This window comes from Nocardioides sp. T2.26MG-1, from assembly GCF_950101795.1.
GTDB lineage: Bacteria > Actinomycetota > Actinomycetes > Propionibacteriales > Nocardioidaceae > Nocardioides.
Window position 1 is genome coordinate 33,261 of sequence record NZ_CATNLZ010000001.1, and the last position, 13,300, is coordinate 46,560.

The 13,300-nt window shown below is 71.4% G+C and carries 12 protein-coding genes; 2 read left to right on the forward strand and 10 right to left on the reverse strand.

Features of this window, described 5'->3' with window-relative positions; genetic code table 11:
- Nucleotides 1-3 precede the first annotated feature (3 nt).
- Nucleotides 4-1,320, reverse strand: coding sequence for a glycosyltransferase family 4 protein (locus QQZ14_RS00160; protein WP_284532123.1), 1,317 nt, complete (start codon nucleotides 1,318-1,320; stop codon nucleotides 4-6).
- Nucleotides 1,321-1,481: 161 nt separating this feature from the next.
- On the opposite strand from QQZ14_RS00160, the gene QQZ14_RS00165 reads away from it, so the two are divergent.
- Nucleotides 1,482-3,191 carry a DUF4082 domain-containing protein gene (locus QQZ14_RS00165; protein WP_284532124.1) on the forward strand — a complete coding sequence of 570 codons (1,710 nt, stop codon included), beginning with the start codon at nucleotides 1,482-1,484 and terminating at the stop codon, nucleotides 3,189-3,191.
- 36 nt (nucleotides 3,192-3,227) lie between these two features.
- Here the strand turns inward: QQZ14_RS00165 and QQZ14_RS00170 are convergent, their stop codons facing one another.
- Genes QQZ14_RS00170 through QQZ14_RS00185 form a run of 4 tightly spaced genes read right to left on the reverse strand, consistent with a single transcriptional unit; the run spans nucleotide 3,228 to nucleotide 7,233 of the window.
- Nucleotides 3,228-3,515 carry a phosphopantetheine-binding protein gene (locus QQZ14_RS00170; RefSeq protein ID WP_284532125.1) on the reverse strand — a complete coding sequence of 96 codons (288 nt, stop codon included), beginning with the start codon at nucleotides 3,513-3,515 and terminating at the stop codon, nucleotides 3,228-3,230.
- A gap of 20 nt (nucleotides 3,516-3,535) precedes the next feature.
- Nucleotides 3,536-4,771 (reverse strand): pyridoxal-dependent decarboxylase, exosortase A system-associated, encoded by a 1,236-nt coding sequence (locus QQZ14_RS00175; protein ID WP_284532126.1) that lies wholly within the window; start codon nucleotides 4,769-4,771, stop codon nucleotides 3,536-3,538.
- The gene (locus tag QQZ14_RS00180; protein WP_284532127.1) at nucleotides 4,768-6,333 is read right to left on the reverse strand and encodes an acyl-CoA ligase (AMP-forming), exosortase A system-associated; all 1,566 of its coding nucleotides are present in this window, start codon (nucleotides 6,331-6,333) and stop codon (nucleotides 4,768-4,770) included. The genes QQZ14_RS00175 and QQZ14_RS00180 overlap by 4 nt, the downstream gene beginning before the upstream one ends.
- Nucleotides 6,334-6,360: 27 nt before the next feature.
- Nucleotides 6,361-7,233, reverse strand: coding sequence for a hypothetical protein (locus tag QQZ14_RS00185; protein WP_284532128.1), 873 nt, complete (start codon nucleotides 7,231-7,233; stop codon nucleotides 6,361-6,363).
- Here QQZ14_RS00185 and QQZ14_RS00190 point away from each other — a divergent pair.
- Nucleotides 7,222-7,887, forward strand: coding sequence for a polysaccharide deacetylase family protein (locus QQZ14_RS00190; RefSeq protein WP_284532129.1), 666 nt, complete (start codon nucleotides 7,222-7,224; stop codon nucleotides 7,885-7,887). The genes QQZ14_RS00185 and QQZ14_RS00190 overlap by 12 nt on opposite strands.
- Nucleotides 7,888-7,892: 5 nt before the next feature.
- Here the strand turns inward: QQZ14_RS00190 and QQZ14_RS00195 are convergent, their stop codons facing one another.
- The 5 genes from QQZ14_RS00195 to QQZ14_RS00215 are packed head-to-tail and all read right to left on the reverse strand — an operon-like array spanning nucleotide 7,893 to nucleotide 13,288.
- A complete protein-coding gene (locus QQZ14_RS00195; protein WP_284532130.1) occupies nucleotides 7,893-8,813 on the reverse strand; it encodes a glycosyltransferase family 2 protein in 921 nt (306 codons plus the stop codon).
- Nucleotides 8,806-10,218, reverse strand: coding sequence for an O-antigen ligase family protein (locus QQZ14_RS00200; RefSeq protein WP_284532131.1), 1,413 nt, complete (start codon nucleotides 10,216-10,218; stop codon nucleotides 8,806-8,808). The genes QQZ14_RS00195 and QQZ14_RS00200 overlap by 8 nt, the downstream gene beginning before the upstream one ends.
- On the reverse strand, nucleotides 10,205-10,954 hold the full coding sequence (locus QQZ14_RS00205; RefSeq protein ID WP_284532132.1) for a hypothetical protein: 750 nt from the start codon (nucleotides 10,952-10,954) through the stop codon (nucleotides 10,205-10,207). The genes QQZ14_RS00200 and QQZ14_RS00205 overlap by 14 nt, the downstream gene beginning before the upstream one ends.
- Nucleotides 10,941-12,194, reverse strand: coding sequence for a hypothetical protein (locus QQZ14_RS00210; protein WP_284532133.1), 1,254 nt, complete (start codon nucleotides 12,192-12,194; stop codon nucleotides 10,941-10,943). The genes QQZ14_RS00205 and QQZ14_RS00210 overlap by 14 nt, the downstream gene beginning before the upstream one ends.
- Entirely contained in the window at nucleotides 12,191-13,288 is a 1,098-nt protein-coding gene (locus tag QQZ14_RS00215; RefSeq protein WP_284532134.1) for a glycosyltransferase, read from the reverse strand. Before QQZ14_RS00215 ends, QQZ14_RS00210 begins: the two co-directional genes overlap by 4 nt.
- Nucleotides 13,289-13,300 lie beyond the last annotated feature (12 nt).

Below are 13,300 nucleotides of genomic sequence, written 5' to 3' on the forward strand. Positions count from 1 at the left end.
TGCTCAGGCCGACACGGCGTGGTCGGCGGCCTGCGGACCCTTCGACAGCACGAAGCGGCGGAACTCGCCTTCGTCGCCGAGCTCGACGTACCGCGGCTCGGTGGAGGCCGGCACCAGCCGCTGAACGTCGGTGCGCAGCAACCGGTCGTAGACAGAGACATACGCCGAGGACTGGGGCTTCCAATCGAGCGCCAGGGAGACCCGACGCCGGGCGCGGCGCGACATCTCCAATCGCAGCTCGGGATCGTCGAGCAGTCGCTCGACCGCATCCGCGAACGCGACGACGTCGCCCGAGTCGACGTAGAGGCACGAGTCCCCACCCGAGACCCGCGTCTCCTTCAGGTCGAAGCACACCGAGGGCAGCGCGTAGGCCATGTACTCCATGGTCTTGTTCATGGTCGACACGTCGGCGAGCGGCGTCTTGCGGTCGGGGCACAGTCCGACCGATGCCTCGCTCAGGTGCTCGGCGATCATGTCCGGCCCGGCCCGGCCGGTGAACGTCACGAAGTCGTCGAGCCCGAGCCGGCGAGACTGGAGTCGCAGGTCCCCCAGGCAGTCGCCGAACCCGAGCAGCGTCGCCTCCACGTCGCTGCGTCCGCGGCGGTGGACCAGCTCCTCCATCACCTCGAGCACCGTGTCGACGCCGTCTTGGGGACCCATGATGCCCAGGTACACGAGCGAGTGGCGAGATGAGCCCTCCGGCGGGTGGATCGGGCGCATCACCGTCGTGTCCGGCCCGCTGCGCACGACGGTCACGTCCTCAGGAGCCAGGCCGCCCCGCTCGACGGCGATCTGCTGGTAGGACTCGTTGGTCGAGATCACGTGGTCCGACGTCGCGTACGTACGCCGCTCGAGCCAGCGCAGACCCGCCAGCTGCGCGCGACCGCCCCACCCCTGGGGCTCACCGAACCGCGACAGGAACAGCTCGGGGTTGAGGTCGTGCTGGTCGAACACGAAGCGCACGTTGCGGCGCTTCCAGAGCTTGGCGAGCGCCCAATAGGTGTCCGGCGGGTTGCAGGCCTGCAGGGCCTGGAACGGCGCCCGGCGCCAGACCCGCCGGCTCAGGTGCGCGGTCCGCAGCCACGAGTACCCGAACTCCACCGCGTAGCCGAGCAGGCCCGTCGCCTGCGGCGCAGGACGGTACTTGTAGAGGTGGATGTCGTCGATGACGGCGTACGACGGGTCCCCCGGCCCCTTCGGACAGATCACGCTGACCTCGAAGCCCGCGTCTCGCAGGGCGCGGCACTCCAGCCAGACGCGGCGGTCCAGGGGGACCGGGAGGTTCTGCACGATCACCAGCACATGAGGTCGTTCCGCCATGTCGCCACACTCGGAGGGAAACGGCCCGACCACGATGGGATCAGCGCCAAATTCCCCAAATGGGGGGACATCCGTGTCGCGGCAGCGCTGGCAGAGTGAGGGCGACCGGTTCATCGCTGCAGGCCTGGGCGCGAACCACGCCGCCGACCTCGAGGTGCCCGATGACCACCCACGCCCATCGACGCCGACGCGACCACGGCGGCCGACCCCGGGCCGCGCTCACCGCGGTTCTCCTCTCGATCGGGCTCACCCTCCCGACGGTCACGTTCATGGCCCTGGTCGCGCCGGCGTCCGTCGCACAGGCCGGCGGCCTGTTCCCGGCGGACGGCACGGTCGAGGCCACGCAGGACTCCGACGTCGTTGCCGTGGAGCTGGGCATGCGGTTCATCCCCAAGGTCGCCGGTCAGGCCACCGGGGTGCGGGTCTTCAAGATCTCGGCGAGCCCCCACGCCACACCCGACTCCGGCACCGTGTGGGACTCCCGCGGTCGGCGCCTCGCGACGACGACATTCGAGACGACACCCACGACCGGTTGGCTGGCCGTCGACTTCGACGAGCCGGTCGACCTGCGGCCGGGAGAGACGTACACGGTCTCCGTCCACGTCCCGCACGGGCGCTACGCCGTGACTGAGAGGTACTTCGACCACAGGATCGAGACCTCTCAGCTCGTGGCCCCGGGATCCCGCAACGGCGTCTACCGCTACGGCACGTCCTCGCAGTTCCCGTTCCAGACCTACCACTCGTCCAACTACTGGGTGGACGTCGCGTTCGTCGCCGTCGACGCCGCCGGGACACCGACCAGCAACCCGACGTCGAGCACCGGGCCGGACGGCACGCCGTCGTCGTCCGGGGAGACCCAGGCCCCACCCGCTCCCCCCTCGGGCGGCGCCGGCACTTCCGACAACTCGCCCACCGGGGCCGATCCCACCGACAGCACCCCCACCGACAGCACCCCCACCGACAGCACCCCCACCGACAGCACCCCCACCGACAGCACCCCCACCGACAGCACTCCCACCGACAGCACTCCCACGAGCCCGCCCCCTACCGACCCGAGCGGCTCCCCGACGAACCCGACGCCTCCCACCGGGGACTGGCCCGGCCCCGACAACACCGGGATGCCCAGTGGCACCGCGCTCACGGCGTACTCGGGGCCGTGCACCATCACCCGTCCGACGCGCCTCACCGCCGTCGACGCCACGTCGTGCGACGCGATCCTGGTGAGGTCGGCAGGGGTCGTGATCTCCGACTCCCTCCTCCCTCGGGTGGATGTGACCGACGGGCGCGACGACAGCGTCACGGTGACCGACTCGACGGTGCGTGGCGGCGACTGGGTGGACGGGGCGGTCTGGGGCTCCAACATCACCCTCACACGGGTCGAGGTCACCGGCGGCCAGCACAGCGTCCACTGCGGGGACCAGTGCACGGTCACCGACTCATGGCTGCATGAGCAGTACAACCCTGCCGGACGCAGCTTCCACAACAACGCCTTCATCTCCAACGGCGGCAACACGATGGTCGTGCGGCACAACACCTTGGCGTGCACACCTCAGGTCAACAGCTCCGACGGCGGTTGCACGGCCGACCTGTCGCTCTTCGGTGACTTCGAACCGATCCGCGACGTGCGCATCGAGCGCAACCTGTTCGTGGCCAACCCGACGGGGATCAGCTACTGCCTCCACGCGGGCCACAACCCGGGGAAGCCGTATGGAACGGACCCACGCGGCGTCCAGGTCGTCGACAACGTCTTCCAGCGCGGCAACAACGGCAGGTGCGGCGTGTGGGGAGCGGTCACGTCCTTCCTCGAGGACGGCACGGGCAACGTGTGGTCGGGAAACGTCTGGGACGACGGGACGGCGCTGCGACCCTGACCGGCAACGTCACGGCACCTTCACCGGCAGGCCCGATCAGGCCACCAGCTGTTGCTTGCCGGTGACGAACGCCGCCAGCGTCCCCAGCGTGTCGAAGACCTCGCCCGTGAACTCACTGTCGTCGATGGCGATGCCGAAGCGCTCCTCGAGCACGACGACCAGCTCCACGAGCGAGAGCGAGTCGAGCTCCGGGATGCCGCCGAGCAGCCCGGTCGACGTGGTCAGCGAGTCACGCCGCTCCTCGATACCGAGGACCGTGACGACGGCGTCGACAACCTCGACGAACGTGGTGTCGGTGTGGTCGGGGCTCTGCGTGGTGTCCATGGAATCTCCTGTTGAGTCATTCAGACGAGGACCTCGACCGGTTGGTCGTGTCCGAGGAAGGCGGTGGGGCTCGCGGTGAGGCCGTAGGCGCCCGCCTGGAAGACGACGACGAGGTCACCGACCTCGACGGTGGGCAGCGACACCTTGGAGCCGAGCAGGTCCAAGGGTGTGCACAGGCACCCGACGACGGTCACCGGCTCGGGCGCATCCTCGTCGGACGGTCCGAGCCGGGTTCCGACCACGAGCGGGTAGTTGCGCCGGATGACCTGGCCGAGGTTCCCCGAGGCGGCGAGCTGGTGGTGCATGCCGCCGTCGACGACGGCGAAGCGCTGACCGCGCGAGACCTTCGTGTCGACGACGCGGGTGACGTAGACCCCAGCCTCGCCGACGATGTACCGGCCCAGCTCCACCACCGCTCGCGCCTCGGGCAGGGCGGGACGCAGCCGTGTCTCGAGCAACCGGTGGAGGTTCTCACCGAGCCTGGCCAGGTCGAGCGGCTGGTCCTTCTCGAAGTAGGGGATCCCGAAGCCGCCGCCGAGGTTGACGTAGCGCACCGCGGCAGCTGCGTGGTCGGCCAACCGGAGGACCAGGTCGACGGTGCGCTCCTGAGCCGCCGCGAGGATGTCCGCGTCGAGGTTCTGCGAACCCGCGAAGACGTGGAAGCCGACCATGTCGAGGTCGCGGTCGGCCACGAGACCCAGGAGCTCGGGCACCTGCTCGGCGTCGACGCCGAACTGCTGCGGCCCGCCACCCATGCGCATGCCCGATCCCTGAACGGCGAAGTCCGGGTTGACCCGGATGGCGGCGACCGGTCGGACACCGACCGCCTCGCCGGCGGCCAGGAGCCGGTCGACCTCGCCCCGGGACTCGACCTCCACCACGACGCCGGTGGCGGCGGCCTGACGCAGCTCCGCCTCCGTCTTGCCGGGACCGGCGAAGCTGACGTCGCCCGGGTCGATCCCGGTGTCGAGGGCGGTCCGCATCTCCCGTGCCGATGCGACGTCGAGGACGTCGACCAACCCGGCGAGGTGCTGGACCACGGCGGGCATGGGATTGGCCTTCACGGCGTACCCGAGGTGCAGGTCGCCGGGAAGGGCCGCACGCAGCGACTCGACGCGCGAGGTCAGCAGCCTGCGGTCGTAGGCGAAGAACGGTGTCGAGCCGACGCCGGCAGCCAGCCGCTCCAGCGGCATGCCGCCGACCACGAGCTGTCCGTCCTTGACGTCGAAGGCCTCGACGTGGCGGTCGGGAGTCATCCGGCCAACTCCTCTCGGACCGCACCGCGGTCGAACTTCCCGTTCGGCGACTGCGGCAGCTTGGGGCGGATCTCGACGGCCGACGGGACCATGAACGACGGGAGTGCCCGCCGATAGGCCGAGAGCAGGTCGACCGCGTCGAACGCGTCCGGCTGCGCGGGCGTCACCACCACCACGATCCTCTGCCCGAGGCGGTCGTCGGCGACACCGACCGCGACCGCGTCCCGGACCAGGCCGGACTCGTAGGCCACCTCCTCGACCTCGGTGGGGCTGACCCGGTAGCCGGACGTCTTGATCATGTCGTCCTGCCGTCCGACGAAGTACAAGAAGCCCTCCTCGTCGGTCCGGACCGTGTCGCCCGACCAGACCGCGATCTCGGCCGGCCGCCAGGTCGGCTGCGACCCCGGAGCGGGGCGGAAGCGCAGAGCGGTCTGCTCCGGGTCGTTCCAGTAGCCGAGGGCGACCAGAGGTCCACGATGCACCAGCTCGCCCTCCTCGCCCGGTCCGCAGCGGGACCCGTCGGGTCGGACGACCAGCACCTCGGCGTTCGGGATGGCCCTGCCGATCGAGTCCGGCCGGCGGTCGACCTCGGCAGGGTCGAGGTAGGTCGACCGGAAGGCCTCGGTGAGGCCGTACATGAGGTACGGCGCCGCCTGCGGGAACAGCTCGCGGAGCTGGTCGAGCGTCGCCTTGGGCAGTCGGCCGCCGGTGTTGGCGAAGTACCGCAGACGCTCCCGCGCCTGCTCCGGCCACGCCGCCTCGGCGACCTGGATCCACAGTGGCGGGACACACGTGAGCCCGGTGACTCCGTGGAGCGCGCAGAGCCGCGGCACCTCGGCGGGGAACAGGTAGTTCATGAGCACCACGTGCGCACCCACCCAGAAGGCGGTCGTGAGCTGGCTCAGGCCCGCGTCGAAGCTGATGGGGAGCGCGGCGAGGACGACGTCGTCGGGGACGTTCCCCAGGTAGCCGCTCACGCTCTCGGCTCCGACCAGGAGGTTGCGGTGGCTGAGCACGACCCCCTTCGGACGGCCGGTGCTGCCGGAGGTGTAGAGGATCGCGGCCGGGTCGAGGTCGACGCCGTCGACAGGCACCGGTGTCCGCGCCGACCCGGCCAGCTCGTCGTACCGAGCCAGCTGGACGCCGTCGACCTCCCGCCCGTCGGCCTCGCCGACCAGGACCACCGCCACGAGGCTCTGGGCGTCACCGAGGAGGTCGGCGAGCAGCGCCCATCGCTGCGGGCTGGTGACCAGGACACGCACCTCGCAGTCCAGCAGCACGAAGGACGCCTGCTCCGGCTTGAGCACCGGGTTGACGGGCACGAAGAGGCCGCCGGCGACCGAGGTCGCGAAGATCGACGTGACGGTCTCGATCCGTTTCTCGAGGTAGATCGCGACCCGGTCGCCACGACCCACCCCCACGTCCTGCAGACCGGCGCCGACCGCCTGCACGTCCGACCACAACCGGTCGTAGTCGACGGTCGCGTCCTGATAGCTCAGGGCCGCAGACGCACCACGAAGCCGCGCCTGTTCAGCGACCAGATCGTGCACGTGGACCCTCATCCGATACTCCTTCTCGTCGTCATCCGCTCACCAGGGCACACAGGTGAGCTCGCTGTACAGGTCGTCGATGTCCTCGGGCGCGACACCCTCACCGCGGAACATCTTGGGACGGGGGGTGCGCAGCCGACCCGAGAGTGGTGGCGCGTGCCCGACCGTGCGCAGCTCGACGAGCAGAGCCAGCACGCCGTGCCGCAGCAGAAGGTGCCGCTCGAGCGCGAGGTAGCCCCGCCGCAACAGCCCCGGCGCGCCGGTGTGGAGGACCACGGCGAACACCGGCAGCCCCCTGCGTCGTACCTTGCGGACCATCACGTAACAGGGCTCACCACGGACGACGAGCACGACGTGGTGGACCGCGGCCGCCGTACGATGGTCGCGGTAGAGCTCGAGATCGCGTGCGGGCAGGAGCTGCTCGACCCGGTCGGGACGAGTCACCACACGGACCCCCGGCGTCGGCAGCGGCAAGCACGGCGCCAGCGCCGTCGTCGTGTCGAGGTCGGTGAACCCCAACCGCCGGTTGAGGACGAGCACGTTGCCGCTCGGTGAGAGGTCCGTCAGAACCACACCGCGGCGGGCCAGCTGGGCACGGAGCAGCCGAGGCGCGTGGGCCCGGTGGCTCTCGAGCACGCACCAGGCGCCCAGGTTGCACACCGAGCGGCGGCGCCCGCCGATCTCTCGCTCCGAGTGGAACGCGAGGTAGACGCCGACGACCGCGGTCCCCTGCCTCAGCAGGAACCCGTGATCGTTGCCGACGGCGGCCCACGGTGGCGTGATGGCCTTAGTCCAGTCCTGCGACGACAGACGGGCGTCCAGGTGGTCGTGCAAGAATCTGCCCACGAGGTCGAGGTCGCCCGCCGCAATGGGCTCGACCAGGACCGGCTCGGAGGGCTCGTGAGCGACCACACGATGAACATCTGCTTCCACGGGGTCGGCGTTCCCGACCGGACCCTCGAGCCCGGCGAGGCGCCGTACTGGATCTCGCCCAGTCTCTTCCACGCGGTCCTCGATGAGGTCGCCGGTCACGGCGGGGTCCGGATCAGCTTCGACGACGGCAACGCCTCGGACGTCGAGATCGGGCTCCCGGCGCTGCTCGACCGCGGCCTGCAGGCGACCTTCTTCGTCCTGGCCGGCCGACTCGGGGCTCGCGGTAGCCTCGGCGAGGACGACATCCGGGAGCTCGACGCGCAGGGCATGGTCATCGGGACCCACGGGATGGACCACGTCCCGTGGCGCGGCCTGGACGACGCGGTCCGTGACCGGGAGCTCGTCGCCGCACGCGACCGGATCTCCACGGTGGTCGGTCGACGCGTCGACGAGGCGGCCCTGCCGCTCGGCCGGTACGACCGGCGCCTGCTCGGGCAGCTGCGCGGGCTCGGCTACGCCCACGTCCACACCAGCGACCGAGCCCACGCCCGGCCCGGTGCCTGGCTCCAACCGCGGTTCAGCGTTGTCGGGACGGACACGGTGTCGCGCCTGCGGGCCGACGTCCTCGGGCCGCAGCCGGTCCGGCGCCGGATCGGGCGCTCGGCGGTGATGTTCGCCAAACGGCTGCGCTGACCTGGTCACACCTGCTCCAGCCACTCGGGCCCGCGCGGAGCGACCAGCATGGACGGGCGCAGCAGGACGGACAGCGCGCTGCGCGCGATCGGCTGCCCGAGCAGCGAGCGGGAGCCCTCGCGGAGGAGGGCGGCGATCCAGAAGAAGGCGGCGCCGACCTGCGAGTGTCGGCGCCGGAACAGCCGCAGCCGGTTGGCCACGAGCAGCGACCACAGGCGCGGTGAGGTCCCGGACGCGCCCTCGAGGTGGACCGCCTGGGCGGTCGGAACATACTGCACGCGCAGCCCCCGGTCGCGAGCCCGGAGGTGGTAGTCGGTCTCCTCGGAGTAGAGGAAGTACGACTCGTCCCACGCGCCACAGGCCCGCCAGCACTCGGCACTGATGAGCTGTGTCGAGCCCTCCGCCCAGTCGGTACGCGCGGCGGTCTCGTATCGGGCCGGGTCGGACACGACCTCGCCGAGCACTCGCACCCGTCCGGCACGCGTGGCTCCGAGGAGGGCGTCGGCGTAGGCGCGGGCCAGCGTCGGCTCGCGCCGCAGGGAGTAGATGAGGTCGCCGTCGCCGTCCACCAGGCGCGGCACGCAGATCCCGACACCCGGCTCGCCGAGGGCGCGCATGAGCTCGCGGACACAGCCCGGCGTCAGCCGCACGTCCGGGTTGAGCACCAAGACGGCCTCGAAATCGCCGGCCACCGCGGCCGCCGCGTTGATGCCTGCGGCATAGCCGGCATTGCGCCCCATCTCGACCACGACGGCCTCGGGCGTCAGCTCGCGCAGCAGCGGCACCGTGTCGTCGGTCGAGGCGTTGTCCGCCACCACGAGCGTCCAGTCCAGCCCGCCGAGCCCTCCCGGCAGGGAGGCGAGCAGACCCGGGAGCACGGCAGCGCTGTTGAACGTGACGACGACGACGGCCACCCGGTCAGCCATGGCGCACCCCGGCCGTCTCCAGTGGCCGCGCCTCCGCGCGGGCCTCGACACGGGCCGCCGCGCGGTCCTCGTAGGAGAGCCGGGACGCGGCACCCGCCATGCCGAAGAGCAGGAAGGTGAGCCCGCCCGCCTGGGCGAAGCCCCACGCGTCGAACGTCACGGACGCCACGAGCATCCCGACGATCCCGGCGGCGATGGCGAGGGAGACGTGGGAGTCGCGTGCAGCGACCGCTCGACGCCGGGCACCCAGGGCGCTGCCGCTCGCACCGACGTAGAGCAGGAGGACCACGAGGAGGCCCACCATGCCGAGCTCGAGGAGCAGCATCAGGATCTGGTTGTCCAGGATCCGGTAGTAGCCGGGGACGAAGGTGAACAGGCCGCGCCCGAACCACGGCTGGTCGCGGTAGAGCGCCAGCACGACGCCGTAGTCCTCGGTGCGACCGGTGACGCTCGGGTCGGTGGCGAGGCTCGCGAAGAGCGAGTAGATCGTCCCGACGAGGCCCGGGACGGCGAGGCGCAGGAGGACGACGACCGCCGGTGCCAGCATCAGCGCACGGCGACGGCGGGCCGAGGGCCAGTAGCAGAACATGATCAGCAAGGCGACACCTGCGGCGAGGATCCCTGATCGCGACACGGCGAGCGGCATCGCGAAGCCGATCATGATGACCGGGACGACGTCACGGCGCCGGGTCCGATAGATGGCCAGGTGCAGCGCGAACGGCAGCACGCACGCCAGGAAGACCGCGAACTCGATCGGGTGGGTGGCGGTGCTGGACACCCGTTCGAGGACGGATCTGGTGAGCGAGGCACCGACCGCCGCATTCGCACTGAGGCCGGGCACCCGCACGTACGACGCGAGGTTGGTGCCGGTGTAGAACTGGTAGATCCCGGTGAGTGCGTACGCCGCGCTGACCCAGCACAGCCACCGGACGAGGAGGTCGAGATCGCGCCAGCTGCGCAGCCCGTCCAGCGTCAGCAGCGCGATCCCCAGCCAGGCCGCGAAGCTGAGGAGCCCGCGGTCCGCGGCCGCCACCATGGCGCCGTGGACCTGATCGACCGTCGGGAACACCAGCGTCCAGACGTCGTCCGTCCCCTGGCGCATGTTCGACGGCGCGTACCAGCCGGCCAGTGAGCCGGCGGCGTAGGACACGAGGACGGCGGCGAACGCGACACCGAGGAGCAGCCGCACCGGAGAGGGGCTGCGCGGTGTCAGGCCGGCGATGCGTGCCCCGCACCACCAGAGCAGGCCGCCCAGGCCCACCATGTTCGCGAGCGTGCCGGGGGCGCCGAGCGGCCGCAGGATCAGCTGGGCGGGCACGGCGAGCAGCAGCACGACGTACCCGCGCAGGAACCACAGCGCCGGGATCTCCCGGCGCCCGTGCCACCACCGGCTAACGCGCTGCATTGCGCGTCCTCTTCGTCCGGCCTGGTGTGCCCTCGCCCTCCTCCTTCGGTGCGACCGGCGTGGCCAGCTTCAGCTGCCGGCCCTCGTCAGGGTCCGACTGGTCCGGCCCCTGCTGCTCCTCCTCGTCGTCGCCCCCAGGGCGACGGCGGAGCAGCCGGTCCAGCAGGAACGCGAGGATGATCGTCGCGACGAGACCACCACCGCCGATCACCGCCATCGCGCGGATCTTGGCGCCCGGCACCACCTCTGCCGGGGGTGCGCTGGTCGTGCGGGGATAGACGCGCTGCGTGTCCGGGACGTCGAGTCCCTCCTGGAGCACGAAGAGCTCGCGTGTCACCCGCGCGATCACCTCGTCACGTGTCGCCGCCGCCTCCACCGGATCGATGTCTTTGACCGTGATCAGCAGCAACGGTCCGGTGTCCGGGCTCACACCGATCGCGTAGTCGGACGTGAATCCCGCCTCGACGAACGACCGCTGCTCGGGCTTGGAGTTGAGCTGGGCGGCCGTGATGGTGGCCATCGTCGTCAGACCCGGCTGAAGGTTGAGGTACGGGTTGCTCGGGGTGCCCTTTCCGGTCGCCGTCGGCGGGAGCAGGAGGAGCACCTGTCCGCTCGCCTGGTACTGGGTCGGCACCTCCTTGACCGCGACGACGAGGCCGGCCACGATCGCGATCGCACAGACCACGACGACGTACCAGCGACGGGCGAGGACCGCCAGGGCCTCAGCGAAGTACACCGTCTTCTCCTGTCTGCCTCAGGCCGGATGCCGCGGTCGCGGCGCCGGAGGCGTAGGGGGGTGGGGCAGGCATGCGGGGGCGGAGTGCGTTGAACGGGACCGCCCGTCCCGTGAGCCAGGAGGCGGGCAGCCGCTCGACGTCCACCCCGTCGAGCAGCCACACGTCGGAGTCGTGGATGCCGACGACCGTCTCGTCGCCGATCACCCCGGCCGCGGCGAGCTCCGAGAGGTCGTCGACGGTGAGATTGGTGCACAGCAACGGTCCGCGAGCGCCGGAGGCGAAGTGGGGCACGAGCCCCGCGGGCTCGGAGACGCAGGACAGCTCGAAGGGAGCGCCACGTCGGGTCAGCTCGATCGGCTCACCGGCGAACGCCGTGAACGAACCACCTCGGTCGAGGTTGACCACGCGGAACCGCTCGCCGGGGCCGAGCAGGACGTCGTCGACGTCCAGCCGGATGTCGGCGAGGACGGTGCGACCGGCGCCGGTCTGCAACCGGGCGCGGCGGGCCGTGAACGACCCGAGCAGGGCCCGCCGGCGCCACCCGTGGCGACGCACAGGCGCCGTGTTGCGCCACCCGCGCGAGGCGGCTCCTACGACGCCGCACGTCGTGCGCACCGGCGTCGCCGCCGGGTGGAGCTCCGCGACCCGGCGATGGGCTTCGGCCAGCCGCGCGAGGTTGATCGTCAGGCTGTTGTGCGTGATGGCGAGATCCACGGCACCCACCCGCCGGCCGAGCCCCCGCAGGCGGACGCCGTACTCGACGGCGTAGGCATGCCAGGCGAGGTCCCGGTCCTCGCTCAGGGGATGCTGCAGGAGGAGCGCGCGGGGGGCGAGGAAGAGCACCTCGTCGAGGCTGTCGACGTCGACGGGGGACGGAGCGGATGTCCCGACGAGCTCGACCCGGTCCCGCAGCCTGCCGAGGACCTCGCCGGTCGCGCTGACCCCCGCCGCGCCGACCATCCCCCACGAGCCGGGCGAGTCCTGCCGCAGCAGCTCGGCGACCTGGAGCAGACGTGCGGCGGAGTGCACGAAGACGTCCTGGTGGACGAAGCCCACGACGTCGTGGCGAGCCACACGGACACCGTGGTTCAGCGCGGCGCCAGCGGTCGTGAAGCGGTGGTCGACGTTGTCGACGGCGATCAGCTCGATCCTGTCGGGGTCGATGCCGGCCAGCGAGCGGTCCAGACACTGTGCCCGGACCGCTGGATCGTTGAAGACGCACACGAGAGACACGCTCACCGGGCCACCACCTTCTGGAGGGCTCGCTCGAACTCGGCGCTGGAGAAGTCCTCACGCACGCGTCGCCGCGCCCGGGCGCCGAGGTCGAGCCGCTCCCCCTCGTCCAGCACCAGGCCGGTCACGGCATGCGCCAGTGCCGTCACGTCACCCGGCGGCACGACGCGACCGGTGTCGCCGACCTGGTCGGGCACACCACCGACACCGAACGCGACCACGGGAACCTCGAGGAGCATCGCCTCGAGCACCACCAGGGGGAACGGGTCGTCACGGGAGGGAAGGGTGAAGACGTCGAACCCGGCCATCACGGGGTAGGGATTGTCAGCAGCGCCGACGAACTCGATGCGGGGGTCCGGATCAACGGGCCGGGGCCCGTCACCCACCCAGACGAAGCGGATGTCGGTCGAGGACGCGGGCGACCGGGAGTCGAGCACCTCGTGGGCTGCCTGGAGCCACAGGTCCACGCCCTTGCGGTGCTCGATGCTGCCGCAGCAGCCCACGACCACGCAGCCTGGGCGGGGGGCGGCCCGGTCGCCCCCCGCAAGGGCGAGCACGCGCTCCTCGTCCGGCACGGACAGCAGAAGCTGCACGTCGTGCTCGGTACGCCGGGCCAGACGGGCCAGGTCTGCACGGACGCTCGGCGAGCACGCGACCAGCTCGACGCCGTCCGGCACTCGCCGGACGCCCGCGGCGGCCAGCAGCTCGGTCAGCACGGCCCCCGACTCGTGGACGTGCAGGATCGTGCGGCGGCACGGCCACCAGCGTGCCGCGCGGACGTAGACCGACGCGCCTCCGGAGTTCACGTACACGAGGTCGGCCCGGCTGCGGAGCAGGTCCACCCACGCGCACCCGGCATCGAGGAGCCGGCCGAGGCGCCGTGTAGGCGCCCAGCGGGTCTGGACCGCCCGGCGTCGCAGCCGGTGCCACGGTTCCACGCGGGTCGGCGCGAGATCGGCGTACTCGGAGAGCAGCGGACCCGGCCGGCGGGAGATCACCGCGACGGCGTGACCCTCGCGCAGCAGCCCCTGCACCACCATCTGGGCGACGCGGGGAGCGCCGCTGCGCGAGGCCTCGTGGGTCACCACGAGCACCCTCATGGGGGACACGCT